Below are 23,257 nucleotides of genomic sequence, written 5' to 3' on the forward strand. Positions count from 1 at the left end.
GTAGGCTTAAGGGCTATACCGTCGCTTTACAGACTTATTTTAAGTATTTTTATGTTACCGCGTTATTCTTTTGTTTGCATGTTTTTTGCGCGTTCTTCTGCATCGATGAGTGCTTGTGATTTAGGCGCGCGTTTTTTTTCTTCTATTTTTGGTTTTTGTGGAGAATTTGGATCCCAGCTTTCATCAAGCGATAAATTAGCAAATGGATTGCTGCTTTGTGGTGAGTTATCGGGCTTACTTGGCTCTTCAGGGGCAACCTTTACTTGCTCAGGCATTACTTTAGTTTTTTTAGTTGGTAGTGGCGCGTCGGGATCGAAAGTGCGTACTTCCGGCTCTTTAAAGTCGTGTTCAGTGGTTGAGCTTAATGATGAACGCTGCGTTTTTGCAGGATGGAAATCAGCTTGTGGCTGATGGGGTACAATGGGTTCAGGTGCGCTGTGTGAAGGCTTTATAGGCGCTTCTTGTCGTACCTTTTTGATTGGCTGATTTATAGGATTACGCTGAATTTTGGTTTGTTTGGCTTCGGGGTCAAAATCTCTTACTTGTGGCTCGGCAAACTCTGTTGCATTTTTTATCCGCTCTAAGGTTGCTTTAGCAGCTGCTTCAAACTCTGCCGTGTTAGGCTCCGGCTTTATTTTCACTGTATTAACTCGACTAGAATCAGGCTCTTTACCCTTGCTTTCGACGGCTGGGTTTTGCAGATCAGAGCCAGTCACCATCGGCTCAGTAACAACACTGTGAGTTTGATCATTGTCGTGACTTGGGGGCATTTGCAATGGTATGCCAGTATCAGCCGCTTGTTTATTTTGCTTAATATTGCGCAGGCGCATTAATACCACAACCGTAATTACCACAATTAACAATAGTGCCACACTTGGTAATACTAGCGAGATTATATTAGCCCCTTTGGGCATTGAAGAGGCAATAACGGCTGTTTGCTCGCTGGCTTTTATAGTAATAGGTACGGCGGTTTGTGCAGGCTCAACGGTGGCTTTTTTTACCTCTGGTTGCGTATTTTCCTCAGTGTTTGATAATTCACTGACCGGTATTTTGCTGGGCTGTGCATTTTTTTCAGAAGCGCCGCTTTGTTCAGCCGCTGCTGTTACATTGACTTGTGACTCATCAGGTGCTGTTGTGGTTGATGCTACTGGGGCATTTTTTTTAGCTTGCTCTATAGTTTGAGTGGCGCTTTTTTCGATTACATTATTTTGGGGTCCAGTTGCACTTTGCTCAGTTGCAGCGTCTGGCAACGTTGGCTGTAAAGTGGGTTCTGTTTGTTGTGGTTTTACAACCTCCGGGGTCGATTGTTCAATAACCGGCTGCGGTTTAGGCTTTGGTACTGGCAAAGTGCGTGCCGCTTGCGGATCACTGCAGTTTTTTTCAAAGTCTCGCGCAGCATTACGGTATTTACGGCTGGCTTTATTATTGCTGTGTTGCTGCATTTCTTGTTTTATAAGAATACACATAGCTTCGTTATAAGCGGCACTGCTGGCACTATAAAACAAAGCAAAACAAAAAAGTAAGCAACTCAGTAACGGTTTCATAAAACTCAAAAGTAGTTAAGCATCAATGCCCTAATCTTAAGCGTAAAGTGAAAAATTATCTAGAAGCGCCTAGCGTTAATTAGGGTCTGTTGACCTTTGCGGATTACAATTTGTTCAAACTAGGGGCGGTTTAATCGCGACGCGAGGTTTGTAACCTAGTGGACTAAGTAAAAACCGAGCAAAGCTTCCGCGTCCTGCTCACGCCCCTTACCTACATCCATGTAGGCAACAAAGAGTAAATCGCCCCTAGGCAGAACCCGAAGGGCAGCGCCTGTTTGGCATTGATGCTGCGTTATCGCCTATTTATGGGGAATAACCACACCACATAGGCTCTGCCTTGCCTAAATACCAAACAGACTGCTGCAAATTTAACCTTGAAAGGTCAACAGACCCTAGTCAATTACCATTAAGCTTCGGTACTCGTCGTAAGCAAATTGATCGGTCATACCGCTAATGTAGTCTTGAATTAACCGACAGCGATAATAAAATTCATAGGCGGCAAAATGATCGGGCTCTTCTTGCATCGCATTTATGGCATGCTGATAGCTACTTAAATGCTTTTTAGAGAGTTTTTTAACGAGTCTCGATTCTATTAATAAGCGGTTGTCGCCATGCAATGCACGTTTAAAGTCATCGCTACTCAAAAGCAGCAAAGGTTTATAACAATCGAGTAGGCCATTAATAATACGGTAGCCTTGCAGTTCGAGCTTTTCGACTTCTTTGTGCGAAAATACATGCTCAAGCGCGACTTGTTTGAGCGCTTGGGTTGCTGCATGCAGGTAGCTGCGATCTTCTAATAATGCATGGTTAAAGTCGCCATGATAAATTGGCTCTATGTTTTCAATAAAGCGTTTTGCGGCATGGTTTACTAGCGGGTGCAGTAATGACACGCGTAAATAAATAAAAAACTCACTATTAAAATTAAAGGGCTGTGCTTGTGCTCGTTCTATGGCGTAGTTTATAGCGTCGTCCACAAAGCTTTGGTGTTGAGTGTCGTTAAGAGCGAGGTTAATTAATGCTTTTTGATACTGCTTTTTTAGTTGCTCGCATAATAACTGTGTGGTGATAATGTCTTTTTCTACGGCGTCTTCTATGTCGGCAAGGCAATAAGAAATATCGTCAGCGGCTTCCATAATATAACTGGCAGGGTGACGGCAATAGGGCTCCATTTTCAGCTCAGTTTGCAGTGCTTCAACAAAGCTTTTTTCACTGTAGTAATACCCCACTTTTTTCATAATGTAGTTTTTATTTTGAGGAATATCTTGCTTCGCTAAACTAGCCGGACGGGTGTACTTTAAAATAGCGGCAGTTTGGCTATAGGTTAAATTTAGGCTCAGCAAAGAGTGAATAATGCGTATGCCTTGAGCGTTGCCTTCAAAGCTGCAAATATCTTGGGCTAAATGTTTAAAAATAACGCCAATGCTGCTGTTTGTGGTTTGGCAACGCTCAGGCGTAATGCTGGCTAAATTAGCATTAAACCAATTATTAATAGCCGCTTCGCCAAAGTGACCAAACGGCGGGTTACCTATATCGTGCATTAGGCAGGCCATTTCTACTAGGGTTTCTAGTGGGCGCTCTAAACCCGATAAACCATATTCTTTTTGTTGCTGGTAATTTAAATTGGCAAAGATGCGCTGCACAATAAAGCGGCCAACTTGCTGAACTTCTAATGAGTGAGTTAGGCGCGAACGCACAGCCGCGTTGCGCTCCAGCGGAAATACTTGGGTTTTTTGTTGCAGCCGACGAATGGCTGCACTATTAATAATTCGGCCACGATCGCTCTCAAGCGCCATTTGTAAATTGGCAGTGGTGCGCTGCATACGTGCAGGGGTTACTTTGCTACTGAAGTTGATCATGGTAATCCTTTTTTATGTGAATTAAGCACTTATTAAACGCACGATTATTTATTTTTAATAGTTTGCTTTAATTTATCAGCATGTATCATAAAGTAACAACTTGCTTTAGTATTATTTTTTATAAAATTAACATACATCTAGGTATTTAAAATGAAGTTGTGGATCACTAAGGTAATGTGTTTTTGCCTTTTATTGGGTGTGAATAGTGCGTTTGCCGCTAAAGAGCAAACGGTTGTTATGATCTCTATTGATGGCTTGCGTTGGGATTACATTGAAAAGCACGGTGCGCCTAATTTAAAAGCAATGGGTGAGCAAGGCGTAAGAGCGCAAAAAATGCAGCCTGTTTATCCTACTAAAACGTTTCCAAATCATATTTCGGTGATCACCGGTTTACTGCCAGTTAACCATGGCATTGTAGATAATAAGTTTTGTGACAAAGCGCGCAATAATGAATGCTACAGCATGGGGAAAGGACAAAAAGACAGTACCTGGGTACGCGGCACACCACTGTGGAATTTAGTTAAAATGCATGGGCTTAAATCGGCGGTATACTTTTGGCCTGAGTCGGATGCGCGCTTTAATGGTATGACGCCTGACTATTATTTTCACTACTCTAAACAAGGTGACTACCAAGACCGAATTGATCAAATCATTCAATGGTTAAGCTTACCTAAAGCACAGCGCCCGCGTTTTGTGGCAAGTTATTTTTCGTTAGTGGATAGCATGGGGCATGAATATGGCCCTGATGCGGTGCAAACGCGTGATGCCGTTAAACAGCTAGATGCGCTGATGGGGCAATTAAAAACCCGCTTGAGTAAGTTAGAGCAAGAGGTAAATCTGGTGATTGTGTCTGATCATGGTATGGCACAAGTTGAGCCTGAGCAGAGCATTGTTGTGAGCAGCTTACCTAAAGATGATAACTTTATGGTTGTAAATACCGGTCCTCGATTACTTATTTATACTAAAAGCGATGCTAAAAATGCAGATGTTGAGGCTTATAAAGCCCGTTTACAACATGCAGCAAAAGGACGCTACACGGTACTAACAGAGGAGCAGCTTGCAGGATATCACTATAATAAAGGCACTCGTGTGGGCGATATTGTGGTACAAACGACAGCGCCTGCGGTATTTAGCAGTAGTGCTAAAGTGCCTTACTTAGGAACGCATGGCTATGCCTATACCGATGATATGGCAGCGACATTTATTGCTACCGGGCCGGCGTTTAAAAAAGGGGTGAGCATTGAGCGAGTGAATAATTTAGATATTTACCCTGTGCTTGCTAAGGTGATGGGTTTAAAGCTAATGAGTAAAGTGGATAGCGATGGTGAAACCTTACTCCCTGCCATAAAACAGAAAATGATTAATCATTAAAAAAAGAGCGCCGAGGCGCTCCGCAAGGGAAACTTAATTGGTCAGCATGGATTATTAACCCATGTTTACATTGTTATTTAAGCTGAATTTTGAGAATACATTTATTATTCAGCATTGAGCTTATTTAAAGTTAGCGATACTGGTTTTTGTGTCGGTAACGGTACGAATGGCGTACGACTGATTGGTCACCCCAAATGGGATACCGTTTACGCTCCAGTTAGGGTTTGAGAAATAGTCGTACTGCGTTGCACTGCCAAATACAAATGGGTAGGCCATAATACTGGCAAATTCATTTTGTACACCGTGCCCCATACCATCAACGTATACACCACCGGCTGTATCGCCTTGCTTACGTGAATGCGCTAAACCTTGGTTATGACCAAGCTCATGAACAAAGGTTGTGGCTCCACAATCGATTGCGGTGATTGAGTACATGCGGCTGCTCATTGAGCTGTATAAATTACCATTTGTGCCTTGGCCAACCCATGCTAAGCCACATGAAATTAAACCGTTACCTGCACTTTGGCCTGTACCGAGTACGGCAACCATGTCGGCTTTCCAATCATTGCGTAAACCATCTACGTAACTACTATTTGTGACGGCATTTAACCAATCTTCAGAAGGGGTTACTGCATAGTCACCTAAATTTTGAGTCCCAACTAAACGTAGCGTAATGTCAACGCCATTTTGGCTGTATACCTGGTTACTAAAAGCAATAAGCTGATTAATTTTGGTATTGATATTACTGGTAGCTGCTGCAGATTGATCGGTATATAAAATACCAATATCAATGGTTTCTGCTGACACTGTGCTGGCCGCACATAGCGCCGTTGCAATAGCGGCTGTTGAAATTACTTTTTTCATTGTTGTATTTCCTTACTTTTTACGATTGCAGTGTTTACTGCTAGGTCTTGTTGCCTGCGTTGACAGGTTTGTTTAAAAAGAGGGCGTGTTTTCAGCACGAGGTGCAAATGGGTCTGTGTCATCCGCATTTTTTGGTGCAGGTTCACCAACCTGATGCTCTATATGTGTTTTATATAGGTCACGCTTAGCTGCAATCCAGCCATATTGACCTTTACTTTCAAAAACATAATTACCACTTGGGGCTGTAAATTGACCGTAAACCGCATCATTGCCAACGGTTAATATGGTGGTGTGCATTGCGCCATTGGCCCCAATAACCTGACCAACAATGCTTTTATCGCCGTTACTGGCATGGGTTACATTGGTTATTTCAGCGCTGTAGGTTTCTGCGGTTTGTGGTATTGCAAGGTCAAAATTATCACCCGTTTTGAGGGTTTTTAGCGCCGCTAGATCAAATTCTATGTAGGCTTCATTTTGTAAATCGGTTGGCAGTACTTTTGCCGCTTTAAGTATTTCTTTAGCCTTTGCTGAAGGTTTATTAATTGCGTCAAATGAGTTTGAAGGTACGTTTGATTCAATGTTAGCGGGTTTTGCTGCAATAGGGTCTTTACTCATATCAATGGGCGATGGGTTATGTGTTTTTTTTGCAAACTCAGAATCAACAGGAACGATATCAATAGCAATGGGCGCTTCTACCTCATCGGTTTTTTTCTGATCATTAAGCAGCGTATACAAGGCAAATACAGACAAAGGAATAGCGATAGTTAAAACAATGTAACGTTTCATCTGTTTCTCTTTTAGGTTAAATGGTGAACTAATTGTTAAGTTTTATCTTAAAAAAAGAATTAGATCAAATTTAAATTGTAATCATAAAGTGGTAATTGCTTTTTTTATAACTTATTGTAAGTATTTGCTTTACCTTTTTTAGGTATATTTTTTTGGTTTAATAGGATGGCTTTTTTGTAGTAATGGTGCACCCTGTGGCATGTTTTTGGGTACGTGTGTTTTTTAAATCACACCGATTTTGACAAGCAAAACTGACCAATAAAATTTTTTAGTAACGTGATCATTTTTCATTATTCAAAGGGCTAATTGCAAAGTATAAATAGGCAAAGTATGTTGTATCGTTAAACACCTATTAAAAGAGGGAATTATGGCAGGGACTGATCAGTTACTTAGTCGAATTATGGCAGGACTTGTTGCGGTCATTATTGGTTTTTCAAGTTCTATTGCATTGATTTATCAAGTGGTGATCACCTTAGGTGGTACACCTGAACTTGTGGCAAGCTGGATATTAATGCTGGGGCTAGTAATGGGCGGTACGTCTATTGTGCTGTCGTTTTATTATAAGGTGCCCATTTTAATTGCATGGTCGACCACCGGTGCAGCATTACTGATCTCAAGTGCCCAGGGCTACAGCTTACATGAAGCGATAGGCGCATTTATGCTATCAGCCTTATTGGTATTGGTATCTGGCATTACCGGTTGGTTTGAAAAAATCATGAACCGTATTCCCAGTGAACTGGCCTGTGCTATGTTAGCGGGGGTATTAGTCACATTTGGTATTGATGTGTTTAACTTTATGAACGACTTGCCATTAGTGATTGGTTTAATGGTGGTGGTGTACTTTATTGGCAAGCGCTTTTTTGCTCGGTTTGCAATGCTAAGTGTATTGTTAGCGGGTATATTTTTAGCCTGGTATATGGGAAATATCGATACCAGCACCGTGCAGTGGCAGGCAAGCAGCTTTGCTTATATTGCACCAAGCTTTAGTTTGCAGGCATTTATAAGTATTAGTATTCCTTTGTATATAGTAACTATGACTTCACAAAACTTACCCGGTTTCGCTATTTTAAAAGCGCATAACTATAAAGCGCCAATATCATCGTCATTAACTGTGACCGGGTTAATAAATTTAGTAACCGCGCCATTTGGCACTTATTCAATTAATTTAGCGGCCATTACGGCTGCTATTTGTATGAGCGAAGAGGCCGATAAAGACCCTGATAAGCGCTATTGGGCGAGCATTGCTGGTGGGATGTTTTACATTATTATGGCGCTGTGTGCTGCAATGCTAGTGGCGATTGTAGCAAGCCTGCCGCAAGCACTGGTATTGGCGTTAGCGGGTATTGCACTGTTTGGCACCATCGCTAATAGTTTGCAGCAGTCTTTGCACAGTCCTGAATATACAGAGGCGGCCATTATTACCTTTTTAGTTACGGCTTCTGATTTAACGTTATGGTCAGTCGGCTCTGCATGCTGGGGGATAATAGCAGGAGCACTCACGTTAATGGTGACACGTAAGAGCTAAGAGCAGATTTTAGGTGTTAGGTGCGGGGATCGGGTGTCGAGCAACGGGTTTGGTACTGTGCGCGCGAGGTAAACTCACGCCTACAGTCGATCACCGCACTTAGCTGATCTCTTGCTGATCGCTGACAGCTAAAACCTAACCGCTGCTGTCCCCGTTTTATAGCATTGGTTTTAACACATCAAACATGGCGTCTATGTGATCGTCACGGTCGTTAAGCGCTGCTATATAACGGTATTTTTCGCCGCCGGCTTCTTCAAAAATCTCTCGGTTTTCACCTTCCAATTCTTCAAGTGTTTCTAGGCAGTCGGCGCTAAAGGCTGGGCTGATAATAGCCACATCTTTAATTCCTTCGCCAGGTAAGCTCTCAAGAGTTGCATCTGTGTAAGGTTTTAACCATTCAGCTTTACCAAAACGGCTTTGGAAGGTGGTGATCACTTTGTTTTTATCTAGGCCTAGCTTTTCTACCACTAAACGGGTGGTTTGTTGGCATAGGCAGTGATAGGGGTCGCCATTATCTAAAAACTGTTTAGGCATACCATGATATGAAAACACCATTTTTTGTGGCATGCCGTGTTTTTCTAAATCTTCGCTAATGCTGTTAGCAAGCGACTCTAGGTAGGTTGGGTTTTTGTGATACCCATTTACAAAGTGTAGCTCTGGCACCCAGCGCCATTTTTTTAATACATTTGCCACGGCATCAAATGTTGAGCCTGTGGTTGGACTTGAATATTGTGGGTAAAGTGGTAACACAATAATGCGGGTTAAGCCTTTATCTCTGAGCTCTTCAAGGCCCGCTTCGATTGATGGATTACCATAGCGCATCGCCATAACCACTTCGGTGTTGGTATAGCCGTGCTGTTTTAATAAGGCATTTAATTTAATGCTTTGTTGGCGTGTAATGTGGGTCAGTGGTGAGCCATTTTCAGTCCATATGCTTTTATACAATTTAGCTGAGCGCTTTGGGCGTATACGCAAAATGATGCCATGCAGAATAAGCATCCACACAATACGCGGTATTTCTACGATACGAGGGTCTGACAAAAACTCACGTAAGTAAATACGCAATGCACTTGCTGTTGGGGCATCGGGGCTACCTAAGTTGGTCAGAAGTATTCCCGTTTTTTGGTTAAAACGCCCGTCGTGGGGATTGTCGGTAACGGCAGAAAATCGCGACACGTTGTGCTCCTTCAAGCAATGGATTTAGAGGTATCTATTTAGGCTTAGTATAACGAATAAAAGAGTATTTTAGATCAATCATTTAGCCATTTTAACCATAATTCTAAATGGGGTCGGCTTTTTAGCTTCGAGTTGTTGTAGCTTAACAATCGATTTCGTATTGAAAATATGTCCTTTAGGCAAAAGCATAATACCTGTATGGCTGTGCAGTGAGTTTGCCAATATCATATTTTCTTCGAGTTCTTGTGCGCTCATCACCTTTATTGAACCAATAGAGCTGTCAGAGGTAATGAGTTTAGCGTGGCTGGCTTCAAGTGCATCGACAATACGCGGATGATATAAGCTGCCACTGTTTGATTTAATACTATTGAGCGCAAATTGATGGCGTTGTTTTGTTGTCAGTAGCGGCTCACTTTGCTCGTAACCCTCCCAATAGTCACGAGCAACACTGAGCACCATAGCACCAATGGGAATATCGTTTTTAGCAAGTCCTTTGGGAATACCTTGGCCATTGTAGCGTTCGAATTGGTGGTAAATTGCATCAGACACATCGCTTAAATGAGTCGCAGGCATGAGCATTAATTGTGAAATACTTGGGTGGGTGTAAAACGTTTTTCTTTGAACTTCATTAAGCTCGTTAATGGGTTTGTTGTAAAGCTCAGGGTCCATAGCAAGTAAACCAATTTGAGCCAAATACCCCGCAATAGGCGCAAGTTCAATGCTTTTTTGCGATACGTTAAGGTAACGCGCTATTTGAGTACATGTACCGGCTATATTTTCTGCTCTTTTACCATCGAGATAAGGATTCGCATTGATAAAATTATAAAGCAGTTCAACAGTAGATTGGTGCTCTCGTTTTTCACTTTCATTAGCGACTTCAAGTTTTTTTAATACGCTTCTAATTTGTTTTGTCCGCTTTTCGACGAGTTGCTCTAGGTTAGTATTCAGCTCTTTTAATTGTTCATTTTGCTGATTTACATGGCGCTGTAAAATCTCATTTTGCTTTTTGAGTCTAAACTTTTCGACGCCTGATTGGATAACGCTAATTAAGTGATCGTTTTGCCAAGGCTTTTGCACGTAGGCGTGAATGCCTCCTTCATTAACAGCACTAATTGTTGACTCTAAATCAGAAAAACCAGTTAACAAAATACGCTGGCTATCGGGGGCAACTTTTCTTGCTTTAGCTAAAAACTCAGCACCGCTCATTAGTGGCATACGCATGTCGCTAATTACGACATCAAACTGTTTTTTTTGCATTTTTTCAAGTGCATCATGGCCACTGGTTGAAACACTCACATCAAATTTATACTGGCGTAAAAGTCGTACTAAAGATTTGAGTACATTAGCCTCATCATCCAGGCATAAAATGCTCGGCGGCTGTTCATTTAATTGCTCTAATACATCAATGTCCGTCATTTTTTTACCAATAAGATAGTGAGTTTTATAGCTAAATTTAGTCTAAGCTTTGGTTGTAAACAACTGATTTATTTAAGCCGTTTCCAAGTATACTATTTGAACAATACGCAAATCATTGTTGTTAGGATTAAATAAGGTAACGCTGTGTTGTAGTTTGCATCTATTTTTACTGTAATTCTCTGTAATTTAGATGAGTACTTATTTAAATAAAATCGAATCTAAGCAAAATCGAGAGTGTGACATAGCTTACTCAATTTGTTTGTTGGCATGTAATATGGTCAGTACGTCGTCAGTTAATGTGGGCTTTTTAGGTAACGTAATATAAAAAGCAGTGCCTTGGTTTAACTGGCTTTCAACTCGAATTTGGCCACTATGTTGCTCTATAATTGCTTTACTTATAGCTAGCCCTAACCCTGTGCCTTGGCCTATTGGTTTTGTAGTATAGAAAGGGTCAAAAATTTTATTTAATTTGTCCTCATCAATTCCACTGCCATTATCGGCAATAGTTATATAGGCATTTTTTTTATCGGCTTTAGTGGTAATACTGATGACACCGACTTTGTCGCAAATGGCTTGAGCGGCGTTAAAAAATAAATTTAAAAATACCTGAGAGAGCTGGGTCGAACGTCCTGTGATGATAACGGGTTCTGTGTCGTAGTGTTTTTCAACGTTGGCGTTGTATTTAATTTCATTCCAAGCAACACGTAATGTATTATCAATGAGCTCGGTTATATCAATATCGCCAATTTGGGTTTGATCCGGATGAGCAAATTGCCTTAATCCTTGAACAATCTCCTTAACACGATCAGCCCCTTCAGTCATTTCAGCAATGATATCGCTTGAGTCTGTTTCTAATTCATCAAATTGATAATGTTGCAGCGTATCTGCTAATGGTTGCTGCGCTATGGCTTTTTCAGCTTTGAGTGCGTTAATTAAATGACTAAATTGCTCAAGGTTGTAAGCCAAATTTTGGATATTACTGACAATGTAGCTTAAAGGGTTGTTTATTTCGTGTGCAACGCCTGCCGCCATTTGCCCTAACGAAGCCATTTTTTCAGAGTTGATTAACACTTGTTCAATGTTACTTTGTTTTTCTTCCATTTCTTTTTGTTTAACAAGTAAATTTCGTTTTTCAAATTGTGAAATTGTATTCCCTGCAAAGCTGACAAAGCGTTGCATTAAAGTAATATCGTGCTGATTAAATGCGCCAATTGTTTCTGAAAAAATATAGAGCTGGTAGCTTTCTGTACTGGTACTTACTGGGGTGGTGAGCATTGCATGCTGCGAATGCCAAAAAGGATCAGTTACTTGCCAATCAGGAAGTTGGTGTAAGTTAAATACATTTTTAATGTTTCTATTGGGTTTATTTAGTGCTTTGAGTTGGGTAATTATTTCATCACTTTGTGGGTGCGATGCTGTAATTAACGTCGTGGTTTCATTGCTGGGGTTTATTTTAATTAAAATAGCCGCAGAAAAAGCAATGGCTTGATGCAAAATATCAAAAAACTCAGTGAGTAAGGTTTCAGTTTTGTCGTTCTTTAAAATGGCATCTAAGCCATTTAAGATCAGGCTATTAAAGGCACGGTTTTCTTCAAGTGCTAAATTATGAACTTGTAATAAGTGTAGCTTTTCTAACAGTATTTCATTGCTACTCATTCAGGGCCACCAAAGATTTCGCATGAAATCATTAAATTACCATGTTTACTTGTTGAATCGCTGAATGTGCCGAGCTCCCCAAAAGTAAAGCCCATAATAAATGGGGTGTTGGGTAGTTGTGCTGCAATAGACTCTTTTACTTCTTGCATGGCGTCTTTAATTGACAGCATACAGCCTCCGCAAAAAATAATAATAGCGCCGGTAATATTTTTTATGGCATGGAGTTCTGCCAATTTAGTTAATGAGGTGACAACCATATCACCTCGTTTAATTAGTTGCTCTGGGCTTCCCGAAGCTAAATAAATAGTATCGCCAACGCTTAAATTTGAAAATAATTCTAGCGTGCCATTTTCAGCTACCGCTGGATGACTTAACAGTAATCGAGGGATTTCATCATTTAAAGAAAGGGCGCTTGCCAATGGGGTCATTGTTGATTGAGCAAGAATATTTCCTGAAGTTAAGGCGTTTAAACCTATGTTTTTTCGCCACTGATTATAAACATCAAAGGCGGGCTGGTTATCAATTGTTTTTAATAAACGACCATCAACGTCTGTCACTGTACCTTGCTGGTCGGTTTTATCGTAGCCTGAACTATAAAAGCCGAATGTTTCTACACTGGGGTATAACACCGCAATAATAAAGCCTTGTTGGTATACATTACCCGTATCGCTAAAGCACCATTTTGCTGAGATGTCGTTGTCGGCACAACTTCCTCCAAAAACAGGTATACGCTGCCCGATAGCATCTTGAATTCCCTGCAAAACCAGCTCCTCATTACCTGGGACTTGAAAGCACCAGACCATTTTTGGGGCGAGGCCTGCTTGGCCTGCATTAGCAATGGCTTTAAGTACAGTTTGAGCGGCATTTTCTCTTAGGTTATCGGTTGCATTACAACTAGCAACACCATAATGCCCATTTGAGTCTATAATCGAAAATAAACTAATACTTTGCTCATTTAATGATAGGGTTTGGTCGGTTGATGACCCAAGACACGAAGAGATGATTAAACAATTGTGAGTGTTTTTTAAAAAGCCTGGCTGGTTATTAAAAAGGTATTTAATGGTATCGGTTGTAGCAAACCCAAGCAGTAAATCTGGGCTGTTGTTCGTAAACTGACTAACAGGTTGGATAAATTTATCTATATCGCTGCCGTGAGTATGAAAAGTATCAATGGCGAACATAGATGCCCCTTGGTAATAACAATAGCCACAACCGTGGATGTTTTAATTATTAATAATCGCTTAGAATTTATTCTAGACTATATATTAAATAGAATGAATTTAGCTGCTAATTATTAGTCGATATCACCTTTGCCCACGAGTTTTATTTGTCGTGCTGCGTTTAAATTTATGTTAGCGTTGCGTTAAAATCAAGCTAATGATATTGACATTTTCAGCCCCGGTAAAGCTGAATAAGGTTGCTAATTACTTATATCCTCATCAGTGTATAGAAACACTGGATTAATTTAGGAGGCCTAAAAGGGCACTCATTAGCTGAGCGAGGTAATTATAGCTACGAGTAAATAACTTTATTGCTTATGTGTTTAGGCACAACATGCTGATGTGAATTTATTTAAATCATTAAGTAACGATACATGGATGAGCTGTGTGAACAATTTACTAGGCACAAGTAAAACTCATTTGAGGTATAAATAGTGGCTTTGCGAATTTTATTGGTAGACGATGAACTTAATGTATTGAAATCTTTAAAGCGAGTACTTGTTCGTTCTGGTTATGATGTAATAACAGCATCCAGTGGTTTTGAGGCACTTGAAATATTAGCGGCTAATCAAGTTGAGATAATTATTACTGACTTTAGAATGCCAGAAATGAACGGCGCTGATTTATTACGCCAAGTTAAAATTAATTGGCCCGATTGCGTAAATTTAGTGCTCAGCGGGTATGCTGATTTTAAGTCTGTGGTTGAGTTATTAAATCAGGGATTGGTATTTCGTTTTTTAGAAAAGCCATGGGTCGATAGTGAGTTACTTGAGAACATTAGCGAAGCAAAAGTTAAATATGAACAGCGCCGAGCTAAAAGAGTAAGAGATCAGTTATTAATGGGCAGTATGTCTGGCCTAATAGAGATAGACAATAACGGAATTATTAATCGTTTTAATGCACCTGCCGCTGAAATCATTCCTGATATTCATCTATATGAAAACAAACATCTCGCCTATTTAGATACAGCTCAACACAAAGCGGTAAGTCAGTCGTTTATTGACAAGCAAAGCAGTACACTTTTTATTAATTATGCACGCGCCTCTGATCTAGCGAAAAGCGAAGAAGTTATGATAGAGCGTTGTTTAAATGATGATGCTTTCCAACTTTTGAAGCTATCAATTAACTCAAATAGTATGAGTAATATTTTTCAACTTAGCAGAACACCATCAGTGGTGACTAACGAGTCTGATTTTTATCATCATTTAGCCCTGTGTGAAGCGAATAAAGAATGTTATGCCCTCGTTTATATAGGTATTTCGCAATTTCAATTAATTAATGATTTGCTAGGGGGCGAAGATGGCAGCCACCTTATAAAATTGGTTCTGGAGGTGCTAAAAGGCGTATCAGAAAGAGCGATCAAAGTTCTTCATAAGAGCGCCGATAGGTTTGTATTATTTGTTCCTGAAATTAAATCTGATAGTGAAATTTTAACCGTTCTAAATAAGGCGATGAATGATCTGAAAAAAGCACTTCCTAGTAAATATACCGATGCCCACGTGCAGCTTTATGGTGTGTATGGTTTGTTTCCTGAGGATAGTTTAGAGGGAAAAGAGCTCGTTAATCAAATGCAGTTGACGATGAATTACCAAGTAGGTGATCAGCAGCGTATTTGTTCTCGCTTTGACCCTCAGTTGGTCGCAGATTATAAAAAGAACTTTGAGTTAAGCCGTTTATTATTAACAGCGGTAAATAAAGATGAACTGTCATTACGTTTTCAACCAAAAGTTGATACTAAAACAGGGCTAGTACTTAGTGCTGAGGTGCTTATTCGCTGGTATGAGCCAACTAAATATGGCTGGGTTCCCCCTGCACATTTTATCCCGATTGCTGAATGCGATGGTCAAATTATATCAATAGGGCGCTGGGTTATCTCTCAAAGTTGTAAAATACTAAAATATTGGGCAGAGAACAATACAGGCGTGCGTGTATTGGCAATTAACTTATCTGCTAGACAATTAAAAGATGATCCGGACTGGATTGACTACATGAACGAGTGCTTAAATCGCGATAATTTAGAGCCATCACAGTTGATTTTTGAGCTAACAGAAACCTATTTAATAGAAGATTTTGCTACCTGCGAACAGCAATTAATAAGACTAAGGGCTTTGGGGTTTAGGCTATTGATTGATGACTTTGGCGTGGGTTATTCATCACTTGGCTACCTTTCTAAGCTGCCAGTAGATGGCGTTAAATTGGATAAAGCGCTGATTACTGATATTGAATCGTCTTTAGCAATGCAAAGTATGATTCGTAATATTACGCGTATGTCACATGATCTAAATCTTAAAGTTGTTGCTGAGGGAGTAGAGACTGCCTTTGAATGCGAAATGATTAAAAAATTAGGCTGTGACTACATACAAGGCTATTACTATAGTGAGCCTTTAGAGCAGGATGATTTTTGTAATTACTTAAGCCATTTCAATTCTCAAGGTGCGCAATGAGTTCGATAGCGGTCGTCATATTAGACGATGATGCTTTTTTATTAAAAGTATTACAAAGGACTATTCATCGAGCCTATCCAGAGGTTGATATAATGACAACCTCTGATATTGATGAATTTTGGCAGCTGCTAAACACTAAGCAAGACTTAGATTTAGTATTAAGTGATTATTTAATGCCGCAAATGAATGGATTGGATGTTTTAGAGCAATGCTCTTCACAAAACCCCTATCCAGTCAGAGCATTACTTACTGGTGATATGACATTGAGCACCATGATGCGACAACCTAATGTTGTGCATGCTTACCTTGCTAAACCGTTTAATGAGGCAGACATAACCGCACTTTTTAACAATGTGGCGGCGTTAAAGTCGTTACCCTTTGCTTTTAATGTGCGCAGGCAGTTAGGGGCTATGATCAGCTTTCCTGTTTATCCTCTTATTTTGAAAGAACTCAGGGAGTTAGTACAAAGCGATGAATTTGATTTACACGACATTGCCCATGTTGTTTCTCAAGAGCCAATAATAACTGCTAAATTGTTGCAACTTGCAAACTCATCTTATCTTGGGTTTGTAAGGCCAACATCGTCAATTGATGAAGCTGTGTCGAGGCTCGGAACAACGATATTAATGGCTATCACCACTTCTTTATTAGTTGCCAAAAATTTTGAATCGTCTATTCCTTCGGCTATCCATGAGAAACAATTGGATATAGCGGCGAATTACGCTAGTTGTGTTAAGCGTTTTGCTAAGCAGGCAGGTTTTAACTTACATGATCAAGAACTATTATTTTCAGTGGCATTATTGAGTTTTGTTGGCAAAATTATTTTGCTGTCTCAAGGGGAAAGTGAAGCGTCTTTTGAGCATGAAAAAGCCGTGAGTGATGAATATGCTAGTTCTAACTTTATTTCGGCCTATGTTTTAAAGTTATGGGGATACGACACGAAAATGTGTAGCTTATTAATGAGTTGCCATGATTTAGCCGCCACTGATGATAATGAGTTAATTCCGCTTAATCATACGTTATTTATTGTTAGGCAAATTCTTTTTGATAAACACTCCCCCATGCAGTTACGCGCATACTGTGACTCAAAAGGTGTAGACCCTATACTTTGCCATCTAATTAGTGAATTTGATTGGCATAGTTATACCTCTTAAATAGGCCTGTACAAAATATTGTTTAAAAATGGACAGTACTACATAACTAGCTATGTATAGTTTTTTCTGAGTACCCTTTCTTACCTTTATTACCTACTTTAGTCTTATAAAAACCGCATGAAACCTCATTTGAAGTGTATTTTTTGCTCATTGCAGAGTGAAAAATATACAAAGCCGTTATTTTCACTAATTATGAATAAAACCTCATTGTTAACATTGTATTAACTTTGGGTGCTGTGATATTAAATTGCTACTTTGGTTGTATTTTGAGCTTTTATAGGTGTTATTTTCCTGTTTTTAAAGTTATTTGCATTCTTATGCTAATTTTATCAAGTTTTTTGTTTCTTTTTGTTTGTGTATGTTGCTAGGATGTTGGCAATGGGGTACAGGAATATACCCCACACACATTATAAGAATACACAAAACAGGGTCATCATTATGTCAACATATAGTTTAAACACCTTGGCTGTAGCGGTTGCTTTTGCTTTCAGTGCGCCAAGTATGGTTAATGCACAAGAAGCGCCTGCTAAAGCTGAAAAAAATATCGAACAAATATCTGTGTTAGGGTCGCGAGTTTCTAACCGAACAGCAACAGAGTCGTCATCACCTATTGATTTAATTGACGCGGATGATTTAAACAAAGGCGGCTTTACCGAGCTTGGGCAAAGCTTACAAGCGACAGCGCCATCGTTTAACTTTTCTCGTACACAAGTTTCTGACGGTTCCGATTTATTTCGCCCAGCAACATTACGCGGTTTACAGCCAGATCAAACGCTGGTTTTAGTCAACGGTAAGCGCCGCCATAATCAATCTATTTTTGGTTTAACTAGTACCGTGGGCGGTGGCTCAGCGGGGACTGATATGAATGCGATCCCGCTTATTGCCTTAAAAGGAGTTGAGGTTTTACGTGATGGTGCGGCGGCGCAGTACGGCTCAGATGCGATTGCGGGGGTTATCAATTTATCACTTAATAACTCAACAGATTTAACCACAGGTTATGTGCAATACGGTGAAACGGCAGAAGGCGATGGGGAAACAATTTCTGCAGGTTTAAATCGTGGTTTTGAACTAGGCAACGAAGGTGGATTTATTAATTTATCGCTTGAGTATCGCGATGCAGATAAAACCAATCGTGCCGAGCGAGATACCGGTGGTTCACTTAATGTCGCACCAGGTACTTTATCGGACGAAGTTCGTTGGGGACAAGGTAATGCAGAGAGTGAATTTACTTCGGTATTTTACAATATGGCATTGCCAATGAGTGAGGGCGAGCTTTACTCATTTGGTGGCTATTCTGAGCGTACTGCACTAGGTAACGGCTTTTATCGTAACTTTAACGAAGCATCTAAAAACGTGATTCAAGTCTATAGCGATGGATTTTTACCGCAAATAGACAATGAAGCACAGGATATTTCTGTTTCAATCGGTTTTAGAGGTGATATTAACTCTGATTGGAATTACGATGTATCGGCGGTATATGGTGAAAATCAATACGACTTTACCTCACGCAATACATTAAATGCCTCTTATGCTGCTGAGTACTTATTTAATAACCCAGGTGCAAGTGATGCCGATATTGCTGCTAATGCAGGGCCAACTGAGGGGTATTCGGGTGGCTTTAGGTTTGACCAAACAACATTCAACGCGGATGTGAACGGGATTGTTGATATTGGCCGCAGTGAGCCTGTGTACGTGTCAATTGGTGCTGAATACCGTAAAGAAAACTATGAAATTGTACCCGGTGAAGAAGCCTCATACGCGTGTGGCACTGCTAACACAGATACTTCATACCCATCAGTGAACGATCCGAATCAATTTGCACAATGTGGTTTTCAAGCCTACAACGGCCTTCGCCCTGAAGCATCAAATAAAAGTGATCGCGATAGCTACGCCGTTTATATTGACGCAGAAACTATGGTTACCGATGCGTGGAATGTTAGCGGTGCACTTCGTTACGAAGATTTCTCTAATGCGGGTGACGACATAATTGGTAAAGTAGCCACGCGTTATGAATTTAACGATGATTTTGCGGTACGTGGTGCGTTATCAACGGGTTTTAGAGCGCCATCATTACAGCAAAGCGGTTACACTGCGTTTACCACTAACTTAGGTTCTGACGGCACGTTAAGCCAGTCGTTTACAGCAACAACGGGCTCAGCATTTCCAGCTGCATTAGGCGTTGATAACTTAAAGCTTGAAACATCAACGAACTACAGTGCAGGCTTTGTTTATGATGTGACGAGTGATTTATCGTTAACGGTGGATTTTTACCGTGTAGAAATTGAAGACCGTATTACACTGGGCAGCTTGTTATCGGCTGATGATGTGGCATTTAGTCCTGATGCAGTTGCCGCGCTACAGGCAACGGGGGCAGTACAAGCGAATTACTTTTCAAACTCAGTGAATTCGACAACGCAGGGTGTTGACATTATTGCGTCCTATCGCACCGATTTATATGAGGGTAATTTCTCTGCTACGTTTGCCGGTAATTTAAACGAAACTAAAATTGACAGTGTTAATGCAGCACCGGGTATTCCTGAAAATGTAGCACTTGATGATATTCAAAGTAGTTTTTTAACTGATGGGCAGCCGGGCGAACGTGCAACGTTAACGTTTGATTATGAGCGTGACGCGTATAGCTCAATGATCCGCTTTAATTACTTTGGCGAAACCGATGTGAAGTACTTTGGTAATGACCATATTGAACTTGCAACAGATGGCTCATTTAAAGCAACCAGTACGGTAGAATCAGCCGTATTAGTGGATTTAAATGTAAGTTATCAAATTAACGATATGTTTGCTCTATCGGTAGGTGCAGACAATGTATTTGATGAAACACCGGATGAATTAGGCGATGATGAAGTATTAAACGCTATTTCAAATGGGGCATTTAAATATCCGTTACGAGCCGTACCCTATGGCTTTGATGGTCGTACTTACTACGCAAAAGTAAGCTTTAGTTTTTAATTTTTAGGTTAAGTTAAACCAGCAAAGGCGCCGTTTATAAAGGCGCTTTTTTTATGGCTAAAATATATTTAAAACAGCATTAAAAATGATTGCATGCTTGAAAATTAAGCATACAATCGCCATCAATAACACAGTGGGATATATATCCCTCGTTATACTCATTTTATTAATAGGAAAAAATAAATGGCGAAAAAAAGCAAAGCAAAAGCGGTTAACAAATCCGCAGTAGACACTGGGCGCGGTGTGATAAAACACAACGCATTGGCAGCACTGGTAACCTCTAAAGTATTTAAACCGCAAGTGGTTAAAGCCAAAAAAGGCAAAGGCTCGTTTAAACGCAGTAACAAACATGCAGGACAAGAGTCCTATTTAATCGCGGCTTAAATAGCACCGATCAAATAGGGCTTTTGTTGCGAGTTAGCTAAGTGTTTGCTGAAATAAGGCGGGCTTCGGGCTTCGAGTCACGAGCAGCGAACACAACCTAGCGCCTAGTTACTTCCCTAGAACCTAGCGCCTTTAGCCTTCTCTTTCAGCGCAGCGTCTCATAACCTCTTTGTGAATAAATCACTTAAAACATGTTTGCACAATGAGAAGTGAGTGAGGGTTAATGAGAAAATATAAAAACAGGAATGCTCTTCCCGTAGCTCTTAGCCCGACACCCATCTCTTATTTACCCGTGTATTATCGATTTAGAATTCGCCAAATAAGAAGCATGGTTGCTTAGTGTTTGCGAAGGGTTTTCACCAAATAATTGGGTGTAATCTTTAGTAAATTGCCCTGCATGCCAAAATCCCCAATTGGCTGCGATGACAGAAATTGGCTTATCTTGTTTTGCTAATTTTAGTTCTCTTCTGACGTTATTTAATCGGGTTAAACGTAAAAATCGCAGCGGATTAATCCCTAAAATACTTTCAAAACTGTATTGTAGCGTGCGCCTGCTAACAAAAGTGAGCTCACATAGCTGAGTAATGGTCACGCTACTTTGTGGGTTTGCATTTACATACTCTTTAACTTTATCAACCACCGCTTTTCGGTGTTTATAACTGGGAGCGATACGTTGACACGGAGTTTGTTCGTTTAGTAAATGTAATGCCAACATATTAAGCATGTCTTGCTGTAAATCGGCATTTAGGCCAAAAGCGTTACTGCTAACCATACTGTTTATTATACCCCGGGCACTTTTTAACATGGCGTTGCTTGTTGTATGTCGCTCAGTACCTGAAGAGGTTATATTTTTCAAGTATATCCCTTGTATCTGAGCCATATGTTCTAACGATTGCGTGTCTATTACTAAACCATAAATATTAAACTGCTCAGGTGTAATAAGCTCAAAGTTACTCTCACTGGTTCGACACATAAATTGATTACTTGCCACATTTAAGCCATTAATTTTGCTCTGCTGAGACTGCTTTGGGATCCCAAGCCAAATAGATTGCGGCGCTATTGCACATTGTTGGTGAAGAGCACGCTCTGTGTATTCTTCAAATGCATGAATATTAGAATAATCCACGCTCTCTATACGCCCAAAAAATCGCCCTTCACTGAGCTGATCATATTTTTGCTGCCACTGCGTTAGGTTATTCGCTTGCTCATCTATATCTTGGGTATGCACCATGCTCTTTTGTGGTGCGCTAGCTAAATCTTGCTGCGTCATAATGGAGTTACTCTTTGCTTTTTTTATTTTTATTAAGATTAAGTTACCACCAGTAACTATAGTTAACTATATGAAATAAAGCCAAAAATGATGATTTGCCAAAATTCGATAGTGTCTTGGTACGAATTAAGCTCTCTTGAAACTAAACAAAATTGATTTATAGCTTATAGGTCAGCAAAACCTGTACCAAGGTTTGAACTAGTTGTTATGTGGAGTAGATCATGGGGCAAAGGTACCGATATACGTTAGGCACGCAGGTGTACAATTTTAAAAACTTGGCTGAAGTAATGGCAAAGGCTACCCCTGGGCGATCGGGCGATCGTCTTGCAGGAGTGATAGCAGGCTCAGCACAAGAGCGAGCTGTGGCGCAAATGACACTGGCAGATATTCCGCTTAAAACGTTTTTAAATGAGGCGCTGATTGCCTATGAAGACGATGAGATAACCCGCTTAATTATGGACGATCACGACACCAATGCATTTATGGCGATTGCTCATTTAACCGTAGGCGATTTTCGTAACTGGTTATTAAGTGACTTTGCAACTCCCGCTGTGTTGGCAAGTGTTAGGCAAGGGATCACCCCTGAAATGGCTGCGGCTGTAAGCAAAATAATGCGAAATCAGGATCTTATTTTAATTGCTAAAAAATGCCATGTAACCAGTGCGTTTAGAAATACCATTGGCTTACCAGGGCACTTATCCACGCGATTGCAACCTAACCACCCTACGGATGATATTAACGGTATTGCCGCCTGTATTTTAGATGGGCTTTTGTACGGTAATGGTGATGCGGTAATAGGTATAAACCCTGCAACCGATAACGTAGCGCAGGCCATTAAGTTGATGACATTGATGGATGAGGTGATTCAAAAATATGAAATTCCTACCCAAAGCTGCGTCCTTACTCATGTTACTAACACGATTGAATGCATTGAAGCAGGAGCGCCGGTTGATTTAGTGTTTCAGTCTATTGGTGGAACAGAAGCAACCAACTCGAGCTTTGGTTTTAATTTAAATACCTTAGCTGAGGCACAAGATGCCGCACTGAGTTTAAAGCGCGGAACTGTAGGCGATAATGTGATGTATTTTGAAACGGGGCAGGGCAGTTCGCTTTCGGCTAACGCACATCATGGGCTTGATCAACAAACCTGCGAAACCCGTGCTTATGCCGTTGCACGAAAATTTAATCCGCTACTAGTTAATACCGTGGTGGGCTTTATTGGTCCTGAATATTTGTTTGATGGTAAAGAAATTACTCGCGCAGGGCTTGAAGATCATTTTTGTGCCAAGTTATTGGGTATTCCGATGGGCTGCGACGTGTGTTACACCAATCATGCCGAGGCCGACCAAAATGATATGGATAACTTACTTACGCTACTTGGGGTCGCAGGGTGCTCGTTTGTGATGGGCATTCCGGGCTCTGATGACATTATGCTTAATTACCAAACCACCTCATTTCATGATGCGTTATACGTGCGCCGAGTACTGGGCGCACGCCCCGCGCCAGAGTTTGAAAAGTGGCTTACTGATATGAACATTATGCGCAACAGTCACGATATTATTTTATCTGATACGTTACCTGCCGCTTTTGCTAAACCACTGAATGCGATTAAAGGGGGCTGAGT

Annotated in this window: 16 protein-coding genes; 7 read left to right on the forward strand and 9 right to left on the reverse strand. The window is 40.5% G+C overall.

Going from position 1 to position 23,257, the window contains the following annotated elements:
* Positions 1–62: 62 nt before the first annotated feature.
* Positions 63–1,544 carry a hypothetical protein gene (locus tag KK487_RS17155; protein WP_058155688.1) on the reverse strand — a complete coding sequence of 494 codons (1,482 nt, stop codon included), beginning with the start codon at positions 1,542–1,544 and terminating at the stop codon, positions 63–65.
* A gap of 392 nt (positions 1,545–1,936) precedes the next feature.
* Positions 1,937–3,400: a dGTPase gene (dgt, locus tag KK487_RS17160; RefSeq protein ID WP_016899096.1), complete on the reverse strand. Its 1,464-nt coding sequence runs from the start codon at positions 3,398–3,400 to the stop codon at positions 1,937–1,939.
* Between the two features lie 150 nt (positions 3,401–3,550).
* On the opposite strand from dgt, the gene KK487_RS17165 reads away from it, so the two are divergent.
* The gene (locus KK487_RS17165; protein ID WP_028834310.1) at positions 3,551–4,771 is read left to right on the forward strand and encodes an alkaline phosphatase family protein; all 1,221 of its coding nucleotides are present in this window, start codon (positions 3,551–3,553) and stop codon (positions 4,769–4,771) included.
* Positions 4,772–4,891: 120 nt separating this feature from the next.
* Here the strand turns inward: KK487_RS17165 and KK487_RS17170 are convergent, their stop codons facing one another.
* Both KK487_RS17170 and KK487_RS17175 read right to left on the reverse strand, forming a co-directional pair.
* Positions 4,892–5,635: a M12 family metallo-peptidase gene (locus tag KK487_RS17170; protein WP_024602595.1), complete on the reverse strand. Its 744-nt coding sequence runs from the start codon at positions 5,633–5,635 to the stop codon at positions 4,892–4,894.
* Positions 5,636–5,707: 72 nt separating this feature from the next.
* Complete coding sequence (locus tag KK487_RS17175; RefSeq protein ID WP_013462874.1) at positions 5,708–6,421, reverse strand: protease inhibitor BamI-like protein; 714 nt, start codon at positions 6,419–6,421, stop codon at positions 5,708–5,710.
* Between the two features lie 367 nt (positions 6,422–6,788).
* Here KK487_RS17175 and KK487_RS17180 point away from each other — a divergent pair, with 367 nt between their 5' ends.
* The gene (locus tag KK487_RS17180) at positions 6,789–7,946 is read left to right on the forward strand and encodes a benzoate/H(+) symporter BenE family transporter (protein ID WP_036955364.1); all 1,158 of its coding nucleotides are present in this window, start codon (positions 6,789–6,791) and stop codon (positions 7,944–7,946) included.
* Between the two features lie 156 nt (positions 7,947–8,102).
* On the opposite strand, the gene hemH is transcribed toward KK487_RS17180, so the two are convergent.
* From hemH to KK487_RS17200, 4 genes are all read right to left on the reverse strand, one after another.
* Positions 8,103–9,122 carry a ferrochelatase gene (gene hemH, locus KK487_RS17185; protein ID WP_013462876.1) on the reverse strand — a complete coding sequence of 340 codons (1,020 nt, stop codon included), beginning with the start codon at positions 9,120–9,122 and terminating at the stop codon, positions 8,103–8,105.
* A 78-nt stretch (positions 9,123–9,200) separates the two neighbouring features.
* Positions 9,201–10,538, reverse strand: a complete 1,338-nt coding sequence (gene nosR / locus KK487_RS17190; RefSeq protein ID WP_215522149.1) for a response regulator c-di-GMP phosphodiesterase, NosR family — start codon at positions 10,536–10,538, stop codon at positions 9,201–9,203.
* Between the two features lie 246 nt (positions 10,539–10,784).
* Entirely contained in the window at positions 10,785–12,194 is a 1,410-nt protein-coding gene (locus KK487_RS17195; RefSeq protein ID WP_215522150.1) for a sensor histidine kinase, read from the reverse strand.
* Positions 12,191–13,375 carry an FIST signal transduction protein gene (locus KK487_RS17200; RefSeq protein ID WP_215522151.1) on the reverse strand — a complete coding sequence of 395 codons (1,185 nt, stop codon included), beginning with the start codon at positions 13,373–13,375 and terminating at the stop codon, positions 12,191–12,193. The genes KK487_RS17195 and KK487_RS17200 overlap by 4 nt, the downstream gene beginning before the upstream one ends.
* A 473-nt stretch (positions 13,376–13,848) precedes the next feature.
* On the opposite strand from KK487_RS17200, the gene KK487_RS17205 reads away from it, so the two are divergent.
* The 4 genes from KK487_RS17205 (at position 13,849) to arfA (ending at position 20,363) form a co-directional block, all read left to right on the forward strand.
* Positions 13,849–15,858, forward strand: coding sequence for an EAL domain-containing response regulator (locus KK487_RS17205; protein ID WP_215522152.1), 2,010 nt, complete (start codon positions 13,849–13,851; stop codon positions 15,856–15,858).
* Positions 15,855–17,012, forward strand: coding sequence for an HDOD domain-containing protein (locus KK487_RS17210; RefSeq protein WP_215522153.1), 1,158 nt, complete (start codon positions 15,855–15,857; stop codon positions 17,010–17,012). The genes KK487_RS17205 and KK487_RS17210 overlap by 4 nt, the downstream gene beginning before the upstream one ends.
* 438 nt (positions 17,013–17,450) lie before the next feature.
* The gene (locus KK487_RS17215; RefSeq protein ID WP_215522154.1) at positions 17,451–19,979 is read left to right on the forward strand and encodes a TonB-dependent receptor plug domain-containing protein; all 2,529 of its coding nucleotides are present in this window, start codon (positions 17,451–17,453) and stop codon (positions 19,977–19,979) included.
* A gap of 183 nt (positions 19,980–20,162) precedes the next feature.
* A complete protein-coding gene (gene arfA, locus KK487_RS17220) occupies positions 20,163–20,363 on the forward strand; it encodes an alternative ribosome rescue factor ArfA (RefSeq protein WP_013462885.1) in 201 nt (66 codons plus the stop codon).
* Between the two features lie 286 nt (positions 20,364–20,649).
* Here arfA and KK487_RS17225 read toward each other — a convergent pair whose 3' ends face one another.
* The gene (locus KK487_RS17225; RefSeq protein ID WP_016899108.1) at positions 20,650–21,633 is read right to left on the reverse strand and encodes a helix-turn-helix domain-containing protein; all 984 of its coding nucleotides are present in this window, start codon (positions 21,631–21,633) and stop codon (positions 20,650–20,652) included.
* Between the two features lie 221 nt (positions 21,634–21,854).
* Here KK487_RS17225 and KK487_RS17230 point away from each other — a divergent pair, with 221 nt between their 5' ends.
* On the forward strand, positions 21,855–23,255 hold the full coding sequence (locus KK487_RS17230; protein WP_028834301.1) for an ethanolamine ammonia-lyase subunit EutB: 1,401 nt from the start codon (positions 21,855–21,857) through the stop codon (positions 23,253–23,255).
* Positions 23,256–23,257 lie beyond the last annotated feature (2 nt).

Origin of the sequence: Pseudoalteromonas sp. SiA1 (assembly GCF_018732205.1) — a bacterium.
Classification (GTDB): domain Bacteria; phylum Pseudomonadota; class Gammaproteobacteria; order Enterobacterales; family Alteromonadaceae; genus Pseudoalteromonas; species Pseudoalteromonas tetraodonis.